At 61.6% G+C, this 24634-nt stretch carries 20 protein-coding genes; 12 read left to right on the forward strand and 8 right to left on the reverse strand.

What is annotated here, in order from left to right; all coding sequences use genetic code 11:
• Window positions 1–303 precede the first annotated feature (303 nt).
• The 5 genes from CFE47_RS04160 (at window position 304) to CFE47_RS04180 (ending at window position 7869) form a co-directional block, all read left to right on the forward strand.
• Window positions 304–2730, forward strand: coding sequence for a TonB-dependent receptor plug domain-containing protein (locus CFE47_RS04160; RefSeq protein WP_286835612.1), 2427 nt, complete (start codon window positions 304–306; stop codon window positions 2728–2730).
• A 62-nt stretch (window positions 2731–2792) separates the two neighbouring features.
• Window positions 2793–4403 (forward strand): ABC transporter substrate-binding protein, encoded by a 1611-nt coding sequence (locus CFE47_RS04165; protein ID WP_286835700.1) that lies wholly within the window; start codon window positions 2793–2795, stop codon window positions 4401–4403.
• Window positions 4400–5350, forward strand: coding sequence for an ABC transporter permease (locus tag CFE47_RS04170; RefSeq protein ID WP_185709858.1), 951 nt, complete (start codon window positions 4400–4402; stop codon window positions 5348–5350). Before CFE47_RS04165 ends, CFE47_RS04170 begins: the two co-directional genes overlap by 4 nt.
• Window positions 5351–5353: 3 nt before the next feature.
• Window positions 5354–6253, forward strand: a complete 900-nt coding sequence (locus tag CFE47_RS04175) for an ABC transporter permease (protein WP_185709859.1) — start codon at window positions 5354–5356, stop codon at window positions 6251–6253.
• Window positions 6250–7869: a dipeptide ABC transporter ATP-binding protein gene (locus tag CFE47_RS04180; RefSeq protein ID WP_286835613.1), complete on the forward strand. Its 1620-nt coding sequence runs from the start codon at window positions 6250–6252 to the stop codon at window positions 7867–7869. The genes CFE47_RS04175 and CFE47_RS04180 overlap by 4 nt, the downstream gene beginning before the upstream one ends.
• 141 nt (window positions 7870–8010) lie before the next feature.
• Here CFE47_RS04180 and CFE47_RS04185 read toward each other — a convergent pair whose 3' ends face one another.
• Complete coding sequence (locus tag CFE47_RS04185) at window positions 8011–8574, reverse strand: carboxymuconolactone decarboxylase family protein (RefSeq protein ID WP_286835614.1); 564 nt, start codon at window positions 8572–8574, stop codon at window positions 8011–8013.
• Between the two features lie 12 nt (window positions 8575–8586).
• Window positions 8587–9915, reverse strand: a complete 1329-nt coding sequence (locus CFE47_RS04190; protein WP_286835615.1) for an aspartate aminotransferase family protein — start codon at window positions 9913–9915, stop codon at window positions 8587–8589.
• 256 nt (window positions 9916–10171) lie between these two features.
• Here CFE47_RS04190 and glnH point away from each other — a divergent pair, with 256 nt between their 5' ends.
• Genes glnH through CFE47_RS04215 form a run of 5 tightly spaced genes read left to right on the forward strand, consistent with a single transcriptional unit; the run spans window position 10172 to window position 14332 of the window.
• Window positions 10172–10915 (forward strand): glutamine ABC transporter substrate-binding protein GlnH, encoded by a 744-nt coding sequence (gene glnH, locus CFE47_RS04195; RefSeq protein ID WP_286835616.1) that lies wholly within the window; start codon window positions 10172–10174, stop codon window positions 10913–10915.
• Between the two features lie 30 nt (window positions 10916–10945).
• A complete protein-coding gene (gene glnP / locus CFE47_RS04200) occupies window positions 10946–11602 on the forward strand; it encodes a glutamine ABC transporter permease GlnP (protein WP_185709864.1) in 657 nt (218 codons plus the stop codon).
• Window positions 11599–12321 carry a glutamine ABC transporter ATP-binding protein GlnQ gene (glnQ, locus tag CFE47_RS04205; protein ID WP_185709865.1) on the forward strand — a complete coding sequence of 241 codons (723 nt, stop codon included), beginning with the start codon at window positions 11599–11601 and terminating at the stop codon, window positions 12319–12321. The genes glnP and glnQ overlap by 4 nt, the downstream gene beginning before the upstream one ends.
• Window positions 12322–12330: 9 nt before the next feature.
• Complete coding sequence (locus CFE47_RS04210; protein ID WP_286835617.1) at window positions 12331–13392, forward strand: C45 family autoproteolytic acyltransferase/hydrolase; 1062 nt, start codon at window positions 12331–12333, stop codon at window positions 13390–13392.
• Window positions 13393–13426: 34 nt separating this feature from the next.
• Window positions 13427–14332, forward strand: a complete 906-nt coding sequence (locus tag CFE47_RS04215; protein WP_286835618.1) for a MurR/RpiR family transcriptional regulator — start codon at window positions 13427–13429, stop codon at window positions 14330–14332.
• On the opposite strand, the gene CFE47_RS04220 is transcribed toward CFE47_RS04215, so the two are convergent.
• The 5 genes from CFE47_RS04220 to CFE47_RS04240 form a co-directional block, all read right to left on the reverse strand.
• On the reverse strand, window positions 14316–15134 hold the full coding sequence (locus CFE47_RS04220; RefSeq protein WP_286835619.1) for a sugar phosphate isomerase/epimerase family protein: 819 nt from the start codon (window positions 15132–15134) through the stop codon (window positions 14316–14318). The two genes, CFE47_RS04215 and CFE47_RS04220, sit on opposite strands and share 17 nt — an antisense overlap.
• A gap of 9 nt (window positions 15135–15143) precedes the next feature.
• The gene (locus tag CFE47_RS04225) at window positions 15144–15845 is read right to left on the reverse strand and encodes a hypothetical protein (RefSeq protein WP_286835620.1); all 702 of its coding nucleotides are present in this window, start codon (window positions 15843–15845) and stop codon (window positions 15144–15146) included.
• Window positions 15846–15914: 69 nt separating this feature from the next.
• A complete protein-coding gene (locus CFE47_RS04230; RefSeq protein WP_286835621.1) occupies window positions 15915–17729 on the reverse strand; it encodes a thiamine pyrophosphate-binding protein in 1815 nt (604 codons plus the stop codon).
• The gene (locus tag CFE47_RS04235; protein ID WP_286835622.1) at window positions 17722–19305 is read right to left on the reverse strand and encodes a GMC family oxidoreductase; all 1584 of its coding nucleotides are present in this window, start codon (window positions 19303–19305) and stop codon (window positions 17722–17724) included. The genes CFE47_RS04230 and CFE47_RS04235 overlap by 8 nt, the downstream gene beginning before the upstream one ends.
• Before the next feature lie 17 nt (window positions 19306–19322).
• On the reverse strand, window positions 19323–20525 hold the full coding sequence (locus CFE47_RS04240; protein ID WP_233081585.1) for an MFS transporter: 1203 nt from the start codon (window positions 20523–20525) through the stop codon (window positions 19323–19325).
• A gap of 317 nt (window positions 20526–20842) precedes the next feature.
• On the opposite strand from CFE47_RS04240, the gene CFE47_RS04245 reads away from it, so the two are divergent.
• On the forward strand, window positions 20843–21709 hold the full coding sequence (locus CFE47_RS04245) for a helix-turn-helix transcriptional regulator (protein ID WP_185709872.1): 867 nt from the start codon (window positions 20843–20845) through the stop codon (window positions 21707–21709).
• Between the two features lie 42 nt (window positions 21710–21751).
• Here the strand turns inward: CFE47_RS04245 and hisD are convergent, their stop codons facing one another.
• Window positions 21752–23035 (reverse strand): histidinol dehydrogenase, encoded by a 1284-nt coding sequence (hisD, locus tag CFE47_RS04250; protein ID WP_185709873.1) that lies wholly within the window; start codon window positions 23033–23035, stop codon window positions 21752–21754.
• Between the two features lie 352 nt (window positions 23036–23387).
• Here hisD and mexE point away from each other — a divergent pair, with 352 nt between their 5' ends.
• Window positions 23388–24629 carry a multidrug efflux RND transporter periplasmic adaptor subunit MexE gene (gene mexE, locus CFE47_RS04255; protein ID WP_185709874.1) on the forward strand — a complete coding sequence of 414 codons (1242 nt, stop codon included), beginning with the start codon at window positions 23388–23390 and terminating at the stop codon, window positions 24627–24629.
• Window positions 24630–24634: the final 5 nt, after the last annotated feature.

Below are 24634 nucleotides of genomic sequence, written 5' to 3' on the forward strand. Positions count from 1 at the left end.
GGAGCGCTACGCAGAATTGCAGCCGCGCCCGCCGCCGTCCAACGCAACGAGGCCCTACACGACCAAAGAGAAAGGGCTTGGGCACCTGGGATTAATACGGAAGTGGCAGGCACATTAAATAAAAATAGATGATCTTAAGCACCTACAAGATAACAATTTATAATAATTAGCTTATTCCAAAAAAGACTTTCACTCAGGTTTTTTATAGGAATATCTTCACATCACAGACCGACCCCTTACCTGGTGGAGGACGTACATCCGACCACCAGCCGCCTGATCCAGGCTTAAGGGATGCTTCTCGATATGCCCGACACCACCTACCCCTTCACCAGGTTTCACCTGTCATTCTTGACCAGCTCCCTGCTGCTAGCCGTAACGCCCTCCTTTGCCGAAGCAGCAACCGAAGACGCCAAACTCGACACCGTCACCGTGATCTCCACCGGCCTGCGTGGCCAGGAACGCACGGTGGCGGACAGCCCGGCACCGATTGACGTGATCAACAGTGACCAATTGCTCAAGACCGGCCGCGCCGAGCTCTCGGAGGCGATTGCCAAGCTGCTGCCGTCGTTCAACTTCGGCACCAATATCGCCGGCTACAACTCGGTGACGCGCCCGTTGAGCAACCGCAGCCTGGGCCCCGCGTATACGCTGGTGCTGGTCAACGGCAAGCGTCGCCACAACGGCGCCACCGGCCAGCGCGGTTCCATCGACAACAGCGGTGCGAACGCGGTGGATATCGACCTGATCCCGGTCAGCGCCGTGGACCATATCGAAGTGCTCAAAGACAGCGCTGCCGCGCAGTACGGTTCTGATGCGGTGGCCGGTGTGATCAACATCATCCTCAAGAACACCAAGAGCGGCGGCCACCTGGAAACCAGCTACGGCCAGCTGTATTCCGGCCAGGGCGAAACCATCAAGGTGGCCGGTGACCAGGGTTTCGAGCTTGGCCAGGGCGGCTTCTTTCACCTCTCCGCCGATGCGCGCAAGCGTGGCAGCGCGTCGTGGAACGACAAGGCCGACAGCAGCGTGCGAGCCTTCAATGACCCGGCCAAGCAAGCAGCCTGGGACCGCGTGGCGATCAAGAACGGCGACCCCGACCTCAAGGCCTTCAACCTCGCCTACAACGCCGAGCTACCGCTGCAAGACCTGACGCTGTACTCGTTTTCCACCTACGGCGAGCGCGATGCCGAAGCTGCCAACTACTTCCGCCTGCCCACCGGCACGGCGGCGGTGCCGGAAGTGTTCCCCGACGGTTACTTCCCGCTGAACAACATCAAGGACCGCGACTACCAACTCTTGTTCGGCGGCAAGGGCCAGGTCGCCGACTGGAACTGGGACCTGAGCACCACGTACGGGCGCAACAATGTGCACCACTCCAGCGACTTGAACATCAACCCGTCTCTGGGCACTGCGTCACCGACCAATTTCGATAACCTGGCAACCTTTCGCTTTGAGCAATGGGTGAACAACCTCGACTTCACCCGCCGCTACGACAGCCTGTTCAACCTGACGTCGCCGGTGCAGGTATCGGCCGGCCTGGAACACCGCTGGGAGCATTTCAGCACCTTCGCCGGTGACCGCGAGGCGTATATCACCGGCACTTACCCAGCGGCTTCGGGGGCGCAGGCAGCGGTGACGATTCGCCCGGAAGACGAGGTGAGCCTGATCCGCAATAACTACGCGGGTTACCTGGACCTGGGCTTTGACCTGACCGAGCGCTGGTTTCTCGACCTCGCTGGCCGCATCGAACATTACGACGATGACTCGGGCAACACCTTTGGCCTGAAAGTGAACTCGCGCTATGAGCTGACCGACACCGTGGCCGTGCGCGGCACCGTGGGCACCGGTTTCCGTGCGCCATCGCTGACCCAGATCGGCTACACCGTGGCCGACAACCGCGTGGCGATCGACGCCAACGGCAACGTGGTTCCGGCAGTGACGCGCCTGACCCCGTCCGGCAGCAACCTGGCCAAGGCCCTCGGCGGCGATGACCTCAAGCCGGAGAAATCGCGCAACCTCGGCCTGGGCCTCACCTGGCAACCGGCGCCGCGTACCAGCATCACCGCCGACGCGTACCTGATCGACATCGACGACCGCATCGCGCTCACCAGCAATATCTACGACCGTGGCAACGGCGCCATCAACTCGATCCTCACCGCGCAAGGCGTGCCTTCGGGCACCTGGGTCAACTACTACACCAACGCCTTCGACACCCGCACCAAAGGCCTGGACGTGGTCGCCGACCACACTACGCCGCTGGACGCCTGGGGCGATGTGCGCTGGAGCCTGGGTTTCAACTGGAACAAAACCACGATTGAAGGCAGCCGCGACACCCCGGCTGCGCTGGCTAACTCGGGCGTGACCCTCGTGGGCCGCGACCGCGAAGGCGACCTCACCGATGCCTCGCCCAAGACCAAATGGATTTTGGGGGCCAACTGGAAGGTCTCGGACCTAGCAGTGAACCTGCAAACCGCACGCTACGGCTCGGTCAAGACCCTGGCGGTCAACCCCAGCGGCGACCGCAGCTTTGGCGCCAAATGGATCACCGACCTCGACGTCAGCTACACCTTCGTCGACAGCCTGACCGTGAGCATCGGCGGCACCAACATCTTCGACGTGCGCCCCGACAAACACGCCGTCTACAGCAACCTGGGCCTGGCGGCCTACGGCAACCCGCCGTTCTACCCCGGCGGCGGCTACTGGTACACCAAGCTGGCCTACGACTTCTGATCCGAACCTCCCACGCACCCGAATCGCCATACGAGGGCAAACCATTGAATACCTCCAACTTGATGAGCCGTCTGCTGGCCCCCTGCGCCCTGGCCTTGAGCCTGGCCGCGTGTTCTCCGGGTAACGACACCCAGGCGAACAAGACCTTGAACATCGCGTTCTTCGGCGACAACACCATCCTGGTCAGCATCGACCCCTTCCAGGTCTATTGGCTGGAACACCGCGTGCTGCTGCGCAACGTCGCCGAGTCCCTGACCGACCAGGACCCGGACACCGGCAAGATCATTCCCTGGCTGGCCAAAAGCTGGGAAGTGAGTGACGACGCACTGACCTACACCTTTCACCTGCGTGAGGACGTGACGTTCAGCAATGGCGAGCGTTTCGATGCTAAGGCAGTAAAAACCGCGTTCGACAGTGACAAGGCCCTGGCCACCGAGTTGCCGGCGACCTTTGGTGCGACTTACCTGGCGGGCTATGACCACGCCGAAGTGGTCGACGATTTCACCGTCAAGCTGGTGCTCAACAAGCCTAACGCCGGCTTCCTGCAAGCCACTTCCACGACCAACTTGTCGATCCTCGCACCGGCGTCCTACGCCCTCACCGTCAAGGAGCGTTCGCTGGGCAAGATCATCGGTACCGGCCCGTTCGTACTGGCGAGCTACACCCCGGAAGTCGGTGCGCACCTAACCAAGCGCAAAGGCTACGCCTGGGCGTCGGCGAATATGAAAAACCAGGGCGAAGCGCATCTGGATGCCGTAGACGTCACCTACATCCCCGAAGAGAGCGTGCGCAACGGCCTGTTCCTGCAAGGCAAGGCCGACATCCTGTGGCCACGCAACCCGTTCTCGGAAGTTGACTTGAAGCTCTTCCAGTCCAAGGGTGCGACCATCCAGAGCCGCTCGCTGCCGGGCCCATCGCTGAACCTGTTCCCCAATACGCGTGGTGAGCGTGTGCTGGCCGACCAAAACGTGCGCTTGGCCGTGCAGAAATCCATCGACCGCAAGAGCTACGCCAGCACCGTGTACAACGCCGAGTTCCCGGTGGTGCAAGGTGTGTTCGATGTGACCACACCCTACTTCAAAAGCCAGGCGGACAAGCTTGCCTACGACCCCGCAGGTGCCGAGCAATTGCTCGAACAAGCGGGCTGGGCCAAGGGCGCAGACGGCTACCGGCAGAAAAACGGCAAGCGCCTGAGCCTGAGCTACAACATCAGCCCGGCGGAAACTGCCGGCGACGTGCTGATCCAGGACCAACTGCGCAAAGTCGGCATCGAGTTGAAACTCAGCGTGGTGACCCGTGCCGAATGGGTGGCCAACAACTCCGCCGGTAACTACGACCTGACCATCAACTACATGACCCGCGCCGACCCGATCATTCTGCAAACCATCCTCGACCCACGCAGCGCCAACAGCTCCACCGTCGCGACCAATACCTACACGCCTGCTGTGCTGGACAAAGCCAAGGCCTTGTTCGATGCCGGCATCACCGCCACCCAAAGCCCGCAACGCGCAGCCGCGTATGGCGACCTGCAAGACCTGCTGATCGATGAAAGCTCGGCGTTCCCGATCTACGAGCGCGTGTGGCAGGCGGCAACCTCGGCCAAAGTGAAGAACTTCCGCTGGACCGCCGAAGGCTTCGCGCTGCTGGGTGATATTGAGATCGGCACGCCATGAGCCGCTATGTGATCGGTCGTGTCGGGCAAGCGCTTGTGGTGTTGTGGGGTGCCTACAGCATCACCTACTTCATCTTGTACCTGCTGCCGGGTGACACGCTGTCGCTGATGCTCAGCGCTTCGGGCATGGAAGCCGACTCGCTGTCGGTGGAAGACCTGGCCAAAGCGCGCGCCTATTACGGCTTGGACAAAGGCGTGTTCGAACAATATTTCGACCTGCTGTGGGGCGCGTTGCGGGGTGACTTCGGCCAGTCGCTTTCGCTGAATCGCCCGGTGGCCGAGCTGCTGGTGGAGCGGCTGCCGCAAACCCTGTCACTGGCGGGCTTGGCCATTGTGCTGTCACTGCTGGGCGGTATCGGCCTGGCTTATCTGACCGCCTATATCCGCTGGCAACCTTTGAAAAAAGCGTTGACCCGCCTGCCCTCCCTGGGTTTTTCGGTGCCGGTATTCTGGATGGGGTTGCTGCTGATCCAGGTGTTCGCCTTTGGCCTGGGTTGGTTTCCGGCGACCGGCAGCAAGGGCTTTGAAAGCCTGATCCTGCCGGCGGTGACCCTGGCCATTCCAAGTGCAGCGGTGTACGCCCAGGTGCTGCAACGCAGTTTCCAGGGCGTATGGAAGGAGTCCTATATCGCCACCGCCTATGCCAAGGGCCTCAGCCGTGGCCAGGTGCAGGCGCGGCACGGGTTCAAGAACGCTGCGCTGCCGATCCTCACCCTGATCGGCTTGCAGGTGGGCAACACGGTGTCCGGGGCGGTGTTGGTGGAAACCATCTTCGCCCGCTCCGGTATTGGCCGGCTTGCCCAAGAAGCGGTGCTGCGCCAGGACATTCCGGTGGTGCTGGCCATTGTCGCCGTGTCGGCGGCGGCGTTTGTACTGGTGAACCTGCTGGTCGACCTGCTCTACCCCTGGTTCGACCCGCGTATTTCCCACACGCCAAAGGTGTCGTAGATCATGACCATCCTCCAGCAAAACCTGCACGGCAAAGCCATCCCCGCCAGCCATCCATTATGGCGTCGCCGCAGCCGCCTGCAGCGCGCGTCAGCCGTGTTGCTGCCGCTGCTGCGACGGCCCGGTTTCAGCCTGGCCCTGTTGCTGGTGTTATTCGCGCTGGCCTCAGCCGTGGCACCGCACCTGCTGACGGGCTTCGACCCTTACGCCACCTCCCCCGTCGACAAGCTGCGCGCACCCAACCTTACGCATTGGTTCGGCACCGATGAGCTGGGCCGCGACCTGTTCACACGGGTAGTCTACGGCGCCAGCCTGTCAATGCTCGCGGCCTCGCTGGCGGTGGGGATTGCCTTGGTGGGCGGGCTGGGGCTGGGCATTTTGTCGGGGTTTGCTGGTGGGCGTATCGACTCAGTGATCATGCGCTTTGTCGATGTGCTGCTGGCGTTGCCCGGCGTGCTGCTGGCCTTGGCGATTGTCACCGCCATCGGTTTCGGTACGGTGCCGGTGGCCATCGCGGTGGGCGTCGGCATCATTCCGGGATTTGCCCGCACCACCCGCGCCGAGGTGCTGCGGGTCAAGACCTTGCCCTATGTGGAAGCCGCGCGCCTGGGAGGCGCGAGTTGGGGACGTACCTTGCTGCTGCACATCCTGCCGAACGCCTGGGGCCCGGTGGCGGTGTTGGCGACACTGGATTTCGGCGCCGCGATTCTTGCGACGGCGGGGCTGAGCTTTCTCGGCTTTGGCGCTGTGCCCCCGGCCGCCGAATGGGGCACCTTGATCGCCAACGGCCGCCACTTCCTGATCACCGCGCCTTGGGTGTCGCTGCTGCCGGGCTTGTTCCTGGTGGCCGTGGTGTTCAGCCTCAACCATATCGCCCGTACCTTCGAGGAGAACCCGCGATGAACGCTTTAGTGGATGTTCGCCAACTCAGTGTCAGCTACCGCACCAACGGGCAGGTCAATCACGCGGTACGCGCGTTGTCGTTTGCCATCGCCAGAGGTGAAACGGTGGCGATTGTCGGCGAGTCCGGCTCGGGTAAATCCACCCTGGCCAACGCGATTCTCGGCTTGTTGCCGGACACGGCGCAGATCAGCGCCGGCCAGTTGTGGGTGGACGGCAACGACCTGACCCACGCCAACGAACGCCAGAAGCGTGCACTGCGCGGGCGTACCGTGGGACTGGTGCCGCAGGACCCGATGGTCAGCCTCAACCCCACGCTACGCGTCGGCCAGCAGATCGCCGAGGCGCTGATCCTGGCCAAGGGCAAGCGCTACCCTGCCGTCGATGCCGACATTGTCGAACTGCTGCAACAGGTGGGCATCGACAAACCCGTATTGCGCGCTCGCCAGTATCCCCATGAGCTGTCCGGCGGCATGCGCCAACGCGTGTTGATCGCCATCGCATTGGCCGGCAACCCACGGCTGATCATCGCCGACGAGCCCACCAGCGCCCTCGATGTGACGGTGCAGCGCAAGATCCTCGATCACCTGCAGCGCCTGGTCAGCGAGCGTGGCATTTCGCTGCTGATCATCACCCACGATTTGGGCGTGGCCACCGATCGCGCCGACCGCATCCTGGTGATGCAACATGGCGAGTTGGTGGAACAAGGCCCGCCCCGGCAGATCCTTAATGCGCCGCAACATGACTACACCCGTGCGTTGATTGCCGCCGCCCCGGCGTTCGCCAAGCGCCGCGAACCGTTGATTCGCATCGACCCGATGGAAGAACCGATCCTGAGCCTGAAAAACGTCGGCAAGACGTTCGCCCTGCCCAAGGTCAAGGGTGAAGACAACACGTTCGTGGCCCTGGAAAACCTGAACTTCGAGGTATACCCCGGCCAGACGCTGGCGATTGTCGGTGAGTCCGGCTCAGGCAAAAGCACCGCGCTGCGCATCGCCCTCGGCCTGGAAAAACCTACCCAGGGCCAGGTCTGGTTCGAACAGCAAGACGTCACACACCTGAGCTGGCGCGACTTCCGCCCGCTGCGCCAGCGCCTGCAATTGGTGCAGCAAAACCCTTTCGCCGCGCTCGACCCGCGTTTTACCGTGTTCGAAAGCATAGTCGAACCGCTGGTCTCGTTCGGCCTGCTCAAGGGCCAGGCCCTGGAACACGCAGCGCGGGAGTTGATCAACCGTGTGCATTTACCGGTGAGTTTCCTCGATCGTTTGCCACGCGAGTTGTCCGGCGGCCAATGCCAACGGGTGGCCATCGCCCGCGCCTTGGCGCTGAAGCCAGACCTGTTGCTGTTGGATGAACCGGTCAGCGCACTGGATGTGTCGGTACAAGCGCACATCCTCGACCTGCTCGAAGAGCTGCAACGGGACATGGGTATTGCGTATGTGCTGGTGTCCCATGACCTGTCGGTGGTGGCCAACTTTGCCCATGAGGTGCTGGTACTGCGCAATGGCAAGGTAGTGGAACAGGGCACGGTGGAACGTATCTTCAACCGCCCGGCCAGCGACTACACCCGCGAGTTGATTGCGGCTATCCCTGGCCAGCAAGCCACCGCCGCTGCCTGAAAGTGATCAGATTCAAATGTGGGAGCGGGCTTGCTCGCGAAAGCGATGTGTCAGCCGATGAATATTTAGCTGATTCACCGCCTTCGCGAGCAAGCCCGCTCCCACATTTCGACCGAGTTGTATCTGATATCGCGCGGGTAACTATGGTTCTGCAAAAGGCAGGGGGGCGTCGGTGTCACGCCGTACGGCGAACACATTCAAGGTCATCGCCACCAGCGCGTAATAGCCAAAAACCCCCACCAATTCGACCACTGCGGGCTCACCGAACGCTTCAATCGCCTGCGCATAAAGTGCATCGTCGATTCGCCGCGTCTGGTACATCGTCTTGCCCAGCCGGTACACCAGTCGTTCGTCTTCTTGCGTGAACGGCGGTTCCGTCTGCTGTTGCAGGGCGACGATCACCGCATCACTCACCCCCGCCGAGCGCGCGATAGGCGCGTGAATCTGCCATTCGGCCTGGGATTGCCACCAGGCAGCGGTGAACAGAATCGCCAGTTCGGTAAGGCGCAACTCCAGCCGGGTGCCATAACGGCAGAATGCACCCAGCAGCTGGGCATGGTTGGCCAGTTCCGGGCTGTGAATCCACGCCAGAAAAGGCCCGTCGAGGTTACCTCGCGGCCCCGCCAGGATGTCCTTGAGCACCGCGCGCTGCGCGTCGTCCATGGTTGCGTCGGTCAACGTGCCAAGGCGCGATTGGATTGCCATTGCAGGGTTCCCTCAGAGTTTTTTCAAGGTGGTGTTGATCGCTGTCAGGAGCTTGCCAGCGATCTCATCGAGGTGATGGTCCTCAAGAATAAACGGCGGCGCCAGCAGGATGTGATCGCCGCGCTGCCCGTCAAGGGTGCCGCCCATGGGGTAGCACATCAGGCCTTCAGCCATGGCCGCTTGCTTGAGCTTGGCGTGCAACTTGAGCGCGGGATCAAATGCGGCCTTGCTGTCACGGTCGGCCACCAGTTCGATCCCTTGGAACAGCCCGCGACCGCGAATATCGCCGACGTGCGGATGATCACCCAAGCTCGCTTGCAAGCGCGCGCGCAAGCCGTCGCCCAACTGATTGACGCGGGCTAGCAAGCCTCGCGACTCAATCGCTTTTTGCACCGCCAGTGCCGCCGCACACGCGGTGGCGTGACCAATATAGGTATGACCATGCTGGAAAAAACCCGAGCCGTTGGCGATGGCGTCGCGGATTTTCTGGCTGACCAACGTTGCGCCGATGGGCTGGTAACCCGCCCCCAGGCCTTTGGCGACGGTGATCAGATCGGCCGTAATGCCTTCCTGCTCCGCCGCAAACAAGGTGCCGGTGCGTCCCATGCCGCACATGACTTCATCGAGGATCAGCAATACGCCGTGGCGATCACACACCTCGCGAATGCGCTTGAAGTAGCCCGGCACGGCGGTGACGGCCCCCAAGGTCGCGCCAACCACTGGCTCGGCCACAAACGCCATGACGTTCTCAGCACCCAACCGCAGAATTTCTGCTTCCAGTTCCGCCGCCAGGCGCACGCCCATGGCCTCGGCGCTTTCACCCGCTTGCTGCTCGCGGTAGGCGTAGCAAGGGCTGACGTGGCTGACACCGATCAGCAGCGGCTCGAACTGCTTGCGCCGCCATTCATTGCCACCGGTGGCCAAGGCGCCCAGGGTATTGCCGTGATAACTCTGGCGCCGCGCAATCAGGTGTTTGCGCTGGGGTTGGCCGATCTCGATGAAATATTGGCGGGCCAGTTTCAGTGCCGCTTCAATGGCCTCCGACCCGCCTGAAACGAAATACACCGAGTCGATGCCTTTCGGCGCGCGGGCCACCAGGAAGTCCGCCAGCTCTTCCATCACCGACGTGGTGAAGAACGAGGTATGTGCATACGCCAACTGACCCATCTGCTTGCGTATGGCCTCGATCACCTCGGGGTCGCTATGACCCAGGCACGACACGGCAGCCCCGCCGCTGGCATCCAGGTAGCGGCGGTTGTCGCTGTCGATCAGGTAAGGCCCGTCACCTTGAATGGCAGTGGGATAACGCTGTGTGAGGCTGCGATGAAAGACGTGGCTCATGGTGCCGCTCCGGAGGGTTTTGCAAATAATAGGTGCACGAATTTTAAATGCAATTATTTTTTGCATAACCAGTAAATGCATGTATATTTTGCGAAACAGCAAAAATATCGTGCGCCTCCTCTCTCAGGTGGCTAGCCGGGCTAACAACAAAAACAGTGGAGTGAATCGTTATGAATCGCTCGAAAAATTGACTGCCGCTATCCCTACTGCCCCAGGTTTGCCCTGGGGCCTGTATCCCCCTGAAGAGAAAACATGCATGAAGAACTTTCTGAAGGTTTCACTGGCGGTAATGGCATTGGCTACCGCCTCTGGCAGCTTTGCTGCGAGCAAGCAATTGCTGGTGGCCACCGACACGGCGTTCGTGCCTTTCGAGTTCAAGCAAGGCAACGAATACGTGGGCTTCGACATTGATTTGTGGGCGGCGATTGCCAAGGAAATGGGGGTGACCTACCAGCTCAAACCCATGGACTTCAACGGCATCATCCCTGCCCTGCAAACCCATAACGTCGATGTGGCGCTGGCCGGCATCACCATCAAGGAAGAGCGCAAGCAAGCCATCGACTTTTCCGACGGTTACTACGACAGCGGTTTTCTATTGATGGTCAAAAGCGACAACGACACCATCAAAGGTGAAGCAGATATCGCCGGCAAGACCCTGGCCGTGAAAAGCGGCACATCATCGGCCGACTACGCCAAGGCCAACCTCAAGGCCCGCGACCTGCGCCAGTTCCCCAATATCGACAACGCCTACCTGGAACTGCGCACTGGCCGCGTCGATGCCGCCATGCACGACACGCCGAACGTTCTGTACTACATCAAGACCGCCGGTGAAGGCCAGGTAAAAGCGGTCGGCCCGCAGATGCTTGCCCAGCAATACGGCATCGCCTTTCCCAAGGGCAGCGAACTGCGTGAACCAGTCAACGCGGCGCTGAAAAAGCTCCGTGAAGATGGCACCTATGCGCAGATCTACCGCAAGTGGTTCGGCACCGATCCGCAATAACCCCCGTCTTTCACCCATAGAGAATTCAGCATGCATTTCCAATGGAGCGCCATTTGGGATGCGCTGCCGGTACTGCTTGAAGGCGCCAAACTGACCTTGTGGATTTCGATCCTGGGTCTGATCGGTGGCGCCGTCATCGGCGTGGTCGCGGGCTTTGCCCGCGCCTACGGCGGTTTTATCAGCAGCCGTGTTGCGCTTGTTTTCATCGAATTGATCCGTGGCACCCCGATCATGGTGCAGGTCATGTTCATCTACTTCGCCCTGCCCATGATGGTGCCGGTGCGCATTGATCCGTTCACGGCGGCTGTCGTGACCATCATGCTCAACTCCGGCGCCTACATCGCCGAGATTACCCGCGGCGCGGTGCTGTCGATCAATCGTGGGTTTCGCGAAGCCGGGCTGGCGTTGGGCCTGTCCAAGCGCGACACCCTGCGCTACGTCATCGCCCCGTTGGCGTTCCGGCGCATGATCCCGGCGCTGGGCAACCAATGGATTGTCAGCATCAAGGACACCTCGCTGTTCATTGTTATCGGGGTCGCTGAGCTGACCCGCCAGGGCCAGGAAGTCATCGCCGGTAATTTCCGTGCGATGGAAATCTGGTCGGCGGTCGCCGTCATCTATCTGATCATTACCCTGGTGCTGAGCTATGCACTGCGGCGCATGGAATCGAGGTTGAAAATCCTATGATCGAATTCAAAGGTGTCTCCAAGCACTTCGGCAGTACCCAGGTGCTGCATGACATCAACCTCAACATCGCCAGCGGCGAAGTGGTGGTGATCATCGGCCCTTCGGGGTCGGGCAAGTCGACGCTGCTGCGCTGCATCAACAAGCTGGAAGAAGTCAGCGGTGGCCAACTGATGGTCGACGGCCTTGAGGTGAACAACCCCAAGGTCGATGAACGCCTGATTCGCCAGGAAGCCGGCATGGTGTTCCAGCAGTTTCACCTGTTCCCCCAGATGACCGCGCTGCAGAACGTCGCCTTTGGACCCGTGCGGGTGCGCGGTGCCAGCCGCCAGGAAGCAGAGCAGCTCGCCGCCGGGCTGCTGGCCAAGGTCGGCCTGGCTGACCGCGCCAATCACTACCCGTCCGAATTGTCCGGTGGGCAGCAACAGCGCGTTGCCATTGCCCGGGCGCTGGCGGTAAAGCCCAAGCTGATGTTGTTCGACGAACCGACGTCGGCCCTCGACCCGGAGCTGCGCCACGAGGTGCTGACCGTGATGAAGTCGCTGGCCGATGAAGGCATGACCATGGTGATCGTCACCCATGAAGTGGACTTTGCGCGCAAGGTCGCCACGCGCCTGATCTTCATCGACAAGGGGCGCATTGCCGAAGATGGCGTGCCCGCCGAGCTGATCGCCAACCCACCCAGCGCCCGCCTGCGGGAATTTCTGCAACACGTGTCGTGAGGAGCTGCAATGACACTGCCTTCTATCCATCTTGACGGTAGCGCCTACGCCATTGGCCACGGGTTGGGCGTGTTCGGTCGCGCTGCGGTGCTTGAGCACCTGCGCCCGCTCGCGCTCTGGAAATACCTGGCAGCGCAAGCAACCACACCAAAAGCCTTGCAGATGCGCCAACAGGTGCAAAACGAATTTCCGCGTTACTGGCAGGAAATCGAGGGGCTGGCCGATGGTTTGCAGTTGCCACTCGATGAAGTGTTCATGTGGAACTGCCGGGGTGACTATGTGCACGCACAAAGCGTGGACGGCTGCACCACCGTTTTCGGACCTACACACACCGGCACGCTGATCGCGCACAACGAAGACGGCTTCCCGCAACTGCGCGGGCACTGTGCGCTGCTGCATGCCACACCCGAAGCAGGACTTGCGTTCACCAGTTTCGTCTACCCAGGCTCGCTGCCAGGACACACCCTGGCCGTGAACGAGCGCGGCGTAGTGGCGACCGTGAACAATCTCCGGCCAACGCAGATCCCCGTCGGCATCCCCCGGCAGATCCTGGCGCGTGCAACCCTGGACGCCGCCTGTGTGGACGAGGCGATTCGTATCGTCACCCGCACGGGTCGCGCCGGTGCCTTCCACCACACCTTTGGCCAAGCCGGCAGCGCACGCGTGGTCAGTGTCGAGGCGTGTGCCGAGGGCAGTCACGTCAGTGAAGTGCAATGGCCGGCTGGGCATTCGAACCATCTGGTGTCGTTGTCGCTGGACCCGGTCGAACAACGCATCACCGCCAGTTCAGGTGCCAGGCAGCGGTGTGTAGACCAACTGCTGCACGGGATAACGGCGGATCTGGATGCGGATACAGCGCTGAAGATTCTGCGTGACACTTCAGGTGGCGCCCTGCCCGTTTACCGTTGCGCTGCGGATGATCCGGACGATGAAAACACCCTGGCAACCGGCGTTTTTCTGATCAGCGCCAACACTGTAGAGTGGCGCGTCTATACGCGGCCAAACACTGACCAACCCGATGCCGAAGGCGTGGTCCATCGCTCATTGATCGACGCCTGTTCAGGTCGATGAAGGTTTGGCGCTCACCCAATCATGGATACCGTTGATGAATAAAGCCCTGACTGCACCTCCCGACACGCTGGATGGTCTCAAGCAATTGCTCGCCGCCATCGAGCGGCGCGAGGTCGACATCGCGTTGGGCAGCAGCTCCAGGCGCGTCCTGATGGCGCTGATCGAATCCCCGCAACGCACGGCGGTATCATCGATCAGCGAGCTTGCGGAACAACTGGGCGTAAACGCCTCGACCCTGTCACGGCTGGCGCAGCGCCTGGGTTATGGCGGTTTCAGCAAACTGCAGGATGTGTTCCGGCGGGAGATTACCGAAGGCAAGCACTTCTATAGCGACCAGGCCTCGCGGCTGGTGGTCAACAGCGAGGACAAGGACGTTCTCAACCAGCTGACCCGCCTGGGTCGGCAGGAAAGTGCCAACATCGTCAGCATGATTGAACAGGTCGATGCCGACGTCTTCGTACAAAGCGTCGAACTGCTGGCCAGTGCCCGCCGGATAAGAATCCACGGTATGCGCCAGTTCAATTCGCTGGCGTTGTTCATGTCTTACGGCCTGGGCATGTTGCGCCCGGATGTGGCGGCGCTCGACTCCAGCCGCCAGGGCGTGGCCGATGCCCTGGCGCAGCTGGAAGAAGGCGATGTGTTGGTGGTTTCCAGCTGCTTCCCCTACACCCCCAGCGTGCTCGCAACGGCAGAGGTCGCTGCCCGCCACGGGATCAAGGTCATTGCGCTGACCGACTCCGCCAGCTCGCCGCTGGCCAAGGTGGCGTTGCACAGTTTCTATGTGCCCAACCACAGCCTGTTTTTCAGCAACAGCATGTGCGCGTTCATGTTGCTGGCGCAGGGTTTGTTGAGCGCGGTTGCCGGCAAGTTGGGCGAGCAGGCGATATCGGCGTTGAAGTACCGTGAGACGCTGATCGACGAACTCAACGCATCGCTGTGAAATAGCCACGCCAGCTTCTGGCGCTGTCGCGTACCTGGGCGTCCAACACCAACATATCCGCTTCACTGACGGGAGATTGCCCCGGCAACAGTTGGGGCAACACCAACTCGATAGACACATCACCTGCAAACCCGTTGGCCATCAACGCCTGGTGCTGCGCCTGGAAATCAATATGGCCGCTGCCTATGCCCCCGCGTCCCGAATCCGAGATGTGGTAGATCGCCGTCAAACCTGCGTGGTCGCGCAAGGTTTGCAGCGGGTCGGGTTCATTGATGTTCATGTGGAAGCTGTCCAGCACCATGCGCAGGTTCTCGCCGCCCACCTCACGGATCAGCGCCCGGCATTGGGCCGCCGTGTTGATCAGCGGCAGTTCGAAGTGGTTGCAGGGCTCGTACAGCGTCGGCACACCGCGTGCTTGCGCATAGGCGTCAATCGCCTTGCAGCACGCCAGCAACCGCGCACGCGCCGAGGCCGTGTCGGGGCAATTGCGCGTCCACAGTGACAGGCCTTGCAGCGTGACCGGGACATTGCCCAGCGCGGCGGCAAAATCCACCACCTTGCGGTAGTACGCCAGGGCGTCTTCAGGCGTGGCCTGGGCGGGGTCCTGCGGCCCACCGTTGATCGGGTCGACCGCCAGGATAGCGATACCTGCCTGCCGTGCCTGTTCGCGCAGGTTCACCGGGCAGACGTCGCGGTGGTCGCCGGAATACTGGATCGCGTCCAGCCCCAACGCCACCGCTTTGGCCAGCACCTGCTCCGGTGCCGTGATGCCGAGGGTCCAGGTGACAACAGCTATCTTCATGGCGCGCCCTCAGGCCTTGGGATGAAATTCAATGGCCAGCCAGATCGCGTCCGAATCGGACCAATAGCGGTGCCAGGGGTACGTCGGGTTGCCCGCATTATCGACATGCACAAAGGGGTCATGGGTGTAACCAGGCGCCATGCTGATCTGCTTGTAAAGGGTGTTTTCATCGCGCGCCAGGAATTTCTGGATACGCCCCGAACCGTGGATCTGGGTGTGGATTTCCAGGAACGGATGCTCGTTGTGCAGGTAGCAATCGGTGTTGGTCGGCGCCCACCACAGGTTCAGGCGGATGCCGTATTCGCGTAGGTCGACGGCCTCTGCCCGCTGGTTGGCGAATGCATACGGGTCCAGGCGCACATCGCCAATTTCGTCGTAGCGCGAGATGTACAGCGGCGTGGTGCGGGGGAACTTGGCCAAGCGGTTGCCGAACCAGTCCCACTCACCGAGCACGATACCGCCCAGGTCAACCTCGCTGCGCACGCGAAACACCGCAACACGGTTGGCACTGGCAATCACCGCATTGAACAATACGGTGGATTTCCAGCCAGGCACCACAGTGGGCACAGGGCCGCCGATGTGCATCGGGGCATGGTCGAGGTTGACTGCTACGCCCCCCTCCACCTTGAAGTCTTTAACGTTTTCGACCAGGTAACACGCTACAAACTGGTCGCTGAATTGCAGCTCACGCTGCTGATTGATTTTTGTCATTTGTCAGGCCTATGGCAGTGCATGAAGGCCTGCGTTCGTCCCTGAACACAGGCGATTCGATCGCGGGAATCAGAAGCCGCGGTTCTTCACGTACTCATCGCGGTACTCGCCGAGGTAGTCCGGCACGGTGATGTCCCACCAGCCGGTCGGGTGCATGTTGCTCCACGGCCGCTCAATGGAGCACATCGCCTCGATCACGTACGGACGGTTGGACGCCAGTGCCCGGTCCACGGCGGCGCCGATCTGCAGCGGGTCGGTCACACGCTCGGCAGCAGCCCCCAGCGACTTGGCGAAGTCGGCGATATTGGCCTCCCACGACGCGCCATCCGGGGTGCGGAAGTCGGTGATGATTTCGCGGTCTTCACCGAACATGTTCAGTTGCAGGTTACGGATCGCGCCCCAGCCGCCGTTGTTGATGATCAGGAAAATCGCCGGAACGCCCATCATCACCGCAGTCGCCAGTTCCTGGCCGGTTTGCAGGAACGCACCGTCACCGCAAATGGCAACCACCGGCTGGTTTGGCGCGCCCATCTTGGCGCCGATGGCGGCCGGCAGTGCGAAGCCGATACCGGAGAAACCGCCCGGCGTGATGTGCTGTTTAGGCCCGTACACCGGAAATTCGTTGAACACCTGGTTTTGCGGGTTACTCGAGTCGGTGACCACGATGGTGTTGCGCGGCAGGATCTTGCGGGCTTCGAACAACACCTGGGAAACCGTCATCGGCGACTGGTTGCACGTACGCAGCGGCGCCAGGTGCTCTTCCCACTTGGCCTTGAGGTGCTGCAAGCGCTGGAACATCGGCGAGGTGCTGTAGTCCCGCGCTGGGCAACTGTTGCGCAGTACCGCCAGCAGGTCCTGCAGGATCGGCCCGGCATCGCCGACGATGCCCACTTCCACCGGGTAGTTCTTGCCCAGTTCGAAGCCATCGATATCGATCTGGATCAGCTTGGTCTTGTTGGGAATGTCGAAGGTCACGCCAGGACGATACGAAGACGTGATGCGGTCGCTGAAACGGCAACCGATGGCCAGGATCACGTCAGCTTCGCGGGTCATCGCGTTGCCCGGAATCGAGCCCAGGTCACCGCACGGCCAGGCGTACAACGGATGATCTTCGGGGATCGAGCCCTTGCCCATGAACGAGGTGGTCACGGCTGCGCCCACATGCTCGGCGATGGCCACCAGGTCGTCGCTGGCGTTGGCCGCGATCACCCCGCCACCGGCCATGATCACCGGGCGCTCTGCTGACAATAGCAACTGCACGGCACGGGCAATGTCTGCTGGGTCGCCGTGCAGTCGGCCGTGGCCGCGATGGGTTTGCGGCGAAGGCAGCTCGATCTCGGCGCATTCGGCTTGCAGGTCTTGCGGCAGGTTGATCAGCGTCGGGCCGCGACGGCCCTCAAGCATCACGTTGAACGCCTGGGTCATCACGCCCGGCAATTGGGCCACGGTGCCCGGCTGCCACCAGCGCTTGACCACCGGTTCGGCCATGCGCGGGAAGTTGTCGCCGTGGGGGCGATCCAGTTCCTGCAACACGCCTTTGCCGAGCATGTAGGTGTGTACGCCGCCGCTGATCACCAGTTGCGGCAACGAGTCGGCGAACGCGGTCGCGATCCCGGTCAAGGTGTTGGTGGCACCCGGGCCGATGGACGCACACACCGCCGCGATCTGCCCGCTGGCGCGGTAGAAACCGTCGGCCATGTGCGAGGCGCCTTGCTCATGCATCGCAGGCACCAGGGTGATCTCCGACTTGCGATCAACAAAGGCGTCCAGCAGCGCGGTGTTGCCGTGCCCGGGAATGCCAAACACGTACGGCACTTTTTCGCGGATGAGGTACTCGACCACGATCTGCCCGCCGGTCATTTTTGTTTTTTTTGTATCAGTCATGCTGCGCTCCTGCTGTTTCGTAGATGAATACGGGTTGGGCCTGCACGTCGTCAGGCCTCTTGATGTGGGTGATGCCAAATTCTGTGTGGAGGATGTGTTCGGCCGCGCGCAACGCCTGAGCGGCGATGGTCAGCGCCGGGTTGACCGCCGCCGACGAGGGCATGAACGACGCATCGATCACGAACAGGTTGGCGTGGTCGTGGCTGCGGCAATAAATGTCCAGCGCGGAGGTTTTTGGGTCGGTGCCGAACCGCACCGTGCCGCACTGATGGGACGTGGAGTGCTTGAGCAGTGGCTTGGTCAGCACGATCGGGTAGCCGCTGGCCCGCAGCAGCGTCACCAGCTTCTTGATGAAGCGCCGATGGGGCCCGAGGTTGTTGCGCCGGATCGCCATCTGGATTTGGCCGTCCTTGAGCACAATGCGGCTCTCGGGGTCGGGCAGGTCTTCGGAAAAGGCGATCCAGTCCATGCTGTGGCGGGCCATGGTCGAACCCACCGCCTTGGGCATGAACGGCACATTGGCCGACAGCATGCCGCCCTGCAGCTTGCCGAGCATCTGCGCATGCCCCAGCGGGTACGGGTAATCCGGGGCGCCGAAGTAGAACTCGTTCATCGACACGGTTTTCTGGAACACCGTGTCGTTGGGGCGCATCGACAGCCCCATCAGCGCAGTCTGTTTATGCGCCATGTAATGGCGACCCACCACGTCGGAGCTGTTGGCCACGCCGTTGGGCGCCGCCTCGCAGGCTGAGCGCAGCAATAGCGCCGCACTGTTGACCGCTCCACAGGCCACCACGATGAGCCTGGCCGTGAGCACTTCGCTCTTGCCGTCGGTTTCAACCACCACACCGGTGACCTTCTTGCCGTCTTGGCTCAACAACAGGCGTTTGACCAGGGTGTTGGTACGCAACGTGACGTTGCCCGTGGCCAGGGCCGGGCGTACCAGCGCAGTTTCCGCTTCCATTTTTGCCGAGATTTTGCACGGGAATCCGTCGCAGGTTTTGCACAGCGTGCAATTGCCTTCGCTCGAGTAATTTACCGCCAGCGGCATGGCCGAGGTGCGCGCGCCAGCGGCCCGCATACCCTTGCACATGGCCTCGACGATAGGCGCAGAGGCCACGGCAGGATACGGATACGGCGCACTGCGCCATGGCGCTGACGGGTCGTCCTTGTCGTCGCCGTGCACTTTGAAGATCTGCTCGGCCTGGGTGTAATACGGCTCAAATTCGGCGTAGCTGACCGGCCACGCCGGTGAGACGCCCTCCTCGTGCACCAGTTCTTCAAAATCCCGCTCGCGATAGCGGATCATCGAACCACCGTAGAACTTGGTGCAGCCGCCCACGTTGTAGTAAATGCTCGGGCGAAACGCTTCGCCACGGGCATCCAGCCAGGTGTCGTGGGCGGTGTACTTCTTGTCGAAAAACACCGAGGCCACGCGCCAGTTGTCCGGTTCCTTGGGCACCCAGTCGCCGCGCTCAAGCATCAGTACATTCACACCATTCTCGGCCAGGCGGCGGGCGGTCATTGCGCCCCCCACACCACTGCCGATCACGATGACCTCAGGAAATACCTTCATGTCCGCCTCGCTCGCAGTTATTCAGCAGTGACCGACAGCGCCGGCTTGGATGGCTTGGCATCGGGTTTTATGCGCATCAGCAGTGGGCCGAAGATGGCGATCAGGCTCATGAGCACCAGCGGCATGTAGAACAGCGCACCAATCCCGTAAGTGCTCACCAGGTAGGAATAGATCGCCGGGCCGCCGAGCATGCCGCCAAAGCCGATGCCGTTGACGATGCCGACGTTGCGGCCCGAGTTGGCCGGGTCCTTGCGCCCTGCGGCCGACAGCATCAGTGGCGCGATGCACGCCAGGCCCAGGCCGAGCAAGGCAAAACCGGCCATGCCCAGCACAGGTGAGTGGCTGAGGGTGGAGAGGAAGATGCCGATGATCGAGATCACGCCGCAGCAGAACACCATCGCCGCCGCGCCGATGCGGGTGGCCAGCCAGTCACCGGTCATGCGTGCGATAAACCCTGCGCCGGTGAAGAAGCTGATGGCCAGGCCGGCGGTGGAGATGGTCATGCCGGTCTCGCGTACCAGAAATTCCTGGCCCCAATCACTGACCGAGCTTTCGCTGATCATTCCGGCAATCAACAGTGCGCCGAACGCGATCATCAGCATCAGGATCTTCCAATTACGCGACAGCGGCGCGGCGGTGGCCTTGGCCGGTTCGGCGGCCACAGGCAACAACTCATCTTTGCTGAGCATGAACTGGCTGGTCAGCAGGCTGAGCAGTGCCAGGGACAGGCCGGCGACGGTGAAGGGAATCATCGCGCTTTCGGTGGAAAAACCGGCCAGGTAACTGGCCAGGATGCCAAACAGAAACCCGCCCAACGAAAAGAACGCATGAAACGCCGACATGATCGAGCGCTGGTAGAAGCGTTCGACCTGCACGCCGTGGGCATTCAGTGCGGTGTCCACGGCGCCACGCAACGCCCCCAGCACGCAGCCGAACATCAACGCGAAGGTGTACGCGGAGGCGTATCCCAAGGCGATCAGCGACAGTGGGTAGGCCAGCAAGATAAGACGGATAACACTGCGCGGGCCGAAGCGGTCGACAAAGTGCCCGACGATAAAGGCGCCGATGGTGCCGCCAATGGCGATCCCCAGGGCGACCATGCCGAAGTTAAGGTCGCCAAGGCTGCCTTCCATGCCCAAGTGGTTGCGAAACGCACTCACCCCGACCGACCAGGTGTAGAACAGCGCGCCCATGATCATGAAACCGGCGAACGTGGCCATCCGCGCTTTCTTGATTCTGGGGGTAACGAGGGAGTTGTCGTGTTTGCTCGATAGCATGGTTCACCTGTCGAGGGGCTATGGCCCCTTCGTTATTGGAATTCAGGCTTCGAGTATCGAGAGATCACGCACCGGGCTCAATTTCGCACCTGGCTCGTGGGTGACGCAAACCGACGCACATGTGCTGCATGCGACAGGCGCTGCCTGCGAGGCTAGACGCTCGCAGGCAGACTATCTAGCATGCGCAAACCGCAGCTCGCGCCTGATTGACTGTACGAAAAAAACGATAAAACGCCGTACCTGAGGAGAGACATCCGCCCATGCCAGCTGTAACCGCCCCCTCCCATGGTGAGCGCCACCAAGTGCGCAGTGACCTGCAAGGCAACGTACAAAGAAACCTCGCCACGCTGGTGGAGTCGTGCCGGTCAGTCGCTGACATGTGCCGCAAGATCGATGTGAACCGCCAACAGTTCAACAAGTACCTGGCCGGCCAGCATGTGCCGTCGCAGAAGATCCTGCAGAAGATCGCCCGCTATTTCATGATGGAGGCCGAGGACCTGTTTCGGGAGCCGGCGGACTTCAAGAAGTTCTACGAGGGCTTTGAGAACGAATTGCCCATCGGCCTGCGGGCGTCGGCGCAGTTCAACCACTTCCTGCCACTGGCCAAGGCCTCCGTGCAAGGGTTGGACGACTACCTGGGCGTGTATTACCGCTATCACAACTCGTCGATCTATAAAGGTCGCATCCTGCGTTCGGTCACGTGCCTGTACCGTGCAGACTCGATGGTGCAGTACGTCACGGTGGAGCGCTTCCCGTTGCAGGATGGCAGCGGCAAGACCGGTTATTCATTCACCTACCACGGGTTTTGCCTGCTGCTCGGCGACCGTTTGTTCATGGTGGACTTCGAAGGCAAGCAACGTAACGAGATCACTTTTTCGATCCTGACCCCGCAGCATCGTCGGCCGATTCGTTTTCTGCATGGTTTGGTCACGGGGGTGGCGTCGTCGTCTTACCGACAACCGTTTTCCACGCGCCTGACGTTGGGTTATGTGGAAAAGGGGCTGATCCGCAAGCGTCACCTGCGCGAGGCCACGGTGCTGCTGCCGGGGGATGCATCGCTGCCGTTCGAGGTACGCGAATATATGACGGGGGACAATGCGGGGATTGTCTGGGGCGGGCAAGACTGACTGCCCTGCCCCTGCTGCCCATTGCGGGCAGCAGGGTTGGGTTCAAGCGGTCTTCTTGTAACGCCGGATGCGGATATCGGCCTGCTCCTTGTGACCGGCAAAACCTTCCATCCCGCAGAGGCGGGAGCAGTACTCGCCCACCAGCACCGAGGCCTCATCCGTCAGCACATGCTGATAGGTGCACGTCTTGATGAACTTGCCGACCCACAGCCCACCGGTGTAGCGCGCCGACTTGGTGGTAGGCAGGGTGTGGTTGGTGCCGATGACTTTGTCGCCGTAGGACACGTTGGTGCGCTCACCCAGGAACAGCGCACCGTAGTTGGTCATGTGCTCCAGGAAATACAGTGGATCGCGGGTCATCACCTGGACGTGCTCGGAGGCGATGCGGTCGGCCTCTTGCACCAGTTCTTCCACCGTGTCGCACAAGATGATCTCCCCGTAGTCACGCCAGGCCACCGAAGCAACGGCGGCGGTTGGCAGCACGGCGAGTTGGCGCTCGATCTCGGCAGGAATCGCATCGGCCAGCGCCGCGCAATTAGTGAGGAACACCGCTGGGGAGTTCACCCCGTGTTCGGCCTGGCCCAGCAGGTCGGCCACGACAATTTCTGCGTCGGAGGTTTCGTCGGCGATCACCAGCGTCTCGGTGGGGCCGGCGATCAGGTCGATGCCGATCTTGCCGTACAGCTGGCGCTTGGCTTCCGCCACATAGGCGTTGCCGGGGCCGACCACCATGTCCACCGGCGCAAAGGTGTCAGTGCCCAACGCCAGCGCAGCGATGGCTTGCACCCCGCCCAGGCAATAGATCTCGTCGGCCCCCGCCAGGTACATCGCGGTGACGATCGCCGGATGCGGTCGGCCATCAAACGGCGGCGCAGCAGCCACCACGCGTTTTACGCCAGCCACCTTGGCGGTGAGCACGCTCATGTGAGCCGAGGCCAGCAACGGGTACTTGCCGCCGGGAATGTAGCAACCCACTGAGTTCACGGGGATGTTCTTGTGCCCAAGGATCACCCCCGGCAGCGTCTCGACTTCAACATCCACCAACGCGGCTTTTTGCACCTGGGCAAAACGGCGCACCTGCTCTTGGGCGAACTTGATATCGCCGATTTCCTGCTCCGAGAGACTGGCAACACAGGCGGCGATTTCTTCATCCGACAAACGAAAGCTGACGGGGTCCCACTGGTCGAACTGCTTGGAATACTCGCGGACCGCGGCGTCACCGCGGCGACCGACGTTGGCAATGATGTCCGCCACGACGTCGCGAACCTGGCTGGCAATTTCAGCCTGCGCAGCCACTGGCTTCGCGGTCTTGAGGTGTTGAATCATGGTGTGCTCCCGTTGAAAGACGCGTCTTCGGCCAAGGCTCCAAGCCCTGGCAACTGCAGTCGATTTTCCGTACGGAGCGCCGGGCCCACCATTTCGCACTGGATATTCATGTGACGCACAATGACGCACGCCAATAAGGCGGGTGTCCGGCGTTTAGGGATGATTGCGCTGCGTGCAACAATGCTTTGTCATCAAGGCCATTGATAGCACCCTAACGAAAAGCCCATGCTAGAGGGCTTTTCCAGCGCTTATATCATTCCGAATGATAGTTACCTTTGCTTCATTCGATTCGTGACATAGCACCTCGCCGCGCATGATCCGCCCATCTCAAATACATTGGCGGATGCACCTCATGGAACAGTCACTCAAACATTTGCGCTTCCCCCTGGCGATTTTGGCCGTGGTGGTGATGAGCGCGTGCGGCAAAACCCCGGAGCAAGCGGCCGCCATGCCAGCTGCAGCGGTCAGCGTGGCCAAAGTGCTTGAACAGCCGGTCAACGAGTGGGATGAATTCACCGGTCGCCTCGAAGCTCCCGAAACCGTGCAGATCCGTCCGCGCGTGTCCGGCCAGATCGACCAGGTGGCCTTCACCGAAGGTGCCCTTGTCAAGAAAGGCGACCTGCTGTTCCAAATCGACCCGCGTCCGTTCCAGGCTGAAGTGCGTCGTCTTGAAGCCCAACTGCAACAGACCCGCGCCGCCGCCACCCGCAGCGATAACGAAGCCCAACGTGGCGAGCGCCTGCGCCAGAGCAACGCGATTTCCGCCGAACTGGCCGACTCGCGCACCACCGCTGCCCAGGAAGCTCGCGCGGCTGTCGCCGGCATTCAAGCGCAGTTGGACCTGGCCAAGTTGAACCTGAGCTTCACCCGCGTGACCTCGCCGATCAGCGGTCGCGTCAGCCGTGCCGAAATCACTGCCGGCAACCTGGTGACCGCCGACGTTACCCCGCTGACCAGCGTGGTTTCCACCGACAAGGTCTACGCCTACTTCGACGCCGATGAGCGCGTGTTCCTTAAGTACACCGAACTGGCCCGCCAAGGCCGCCGTGGCGCGACCACCCCGGTGTACCTGGGCCTGTCCAACGAAACCGGCAACCCGCACCTGGGCCAGATGAACTTCGTCGACAACCAGGTCAACCCGGCCACCGGCACCATCCGTGGCCGTGCCGTGTTCGACAACAGCAAGGGCGAATACACCCCTGGTTTGTATGCTCGCCTGAAGCTGGTCGGCAGCGGCACCTACTCCGCTGTGCTGATCAACGACGAAGCCGTCGGTACTGACCTGGGCAAGAAGTTCGTGCTGGTGATGGAAGGCGACAAGCCGGCTTATCGTTCGGTGGAACTGGGGCCGAAAATCGAAGGTTTGCGCATCGTGCGCAGCGGCCTGAACAAGGACGACACCATTATCGTCAAGGGCTTGCAGCGCGTGCGTCCTGGCTCGCCGGTCGCCCCGGAAACCATCCCGATGGCCAGCAAGGAAACCCTCGCCGCCTTGGCCCAACAACGACAAGCGCTTGAAGCCAGCAACCTGGAGCAAGTGGCGCCGGAAAAAACCGCGCCCAAGCTCGCAGCCGTTGCGACTCCACGCGGTTAAGGGAT

Origin of the sequence: Pseudomonas sp. PGPPP1 (genome assembly GCF_002255865.1) — a bacterium.
GTDB classification, from domain to species: domain Bacteria; phylum Pseudomonadota; class Gammaproteobacteria; order Pseudomonadales; family Pseudomonadaceae; genus Aquipseudomonas; species Aquipseudomonas cremoris.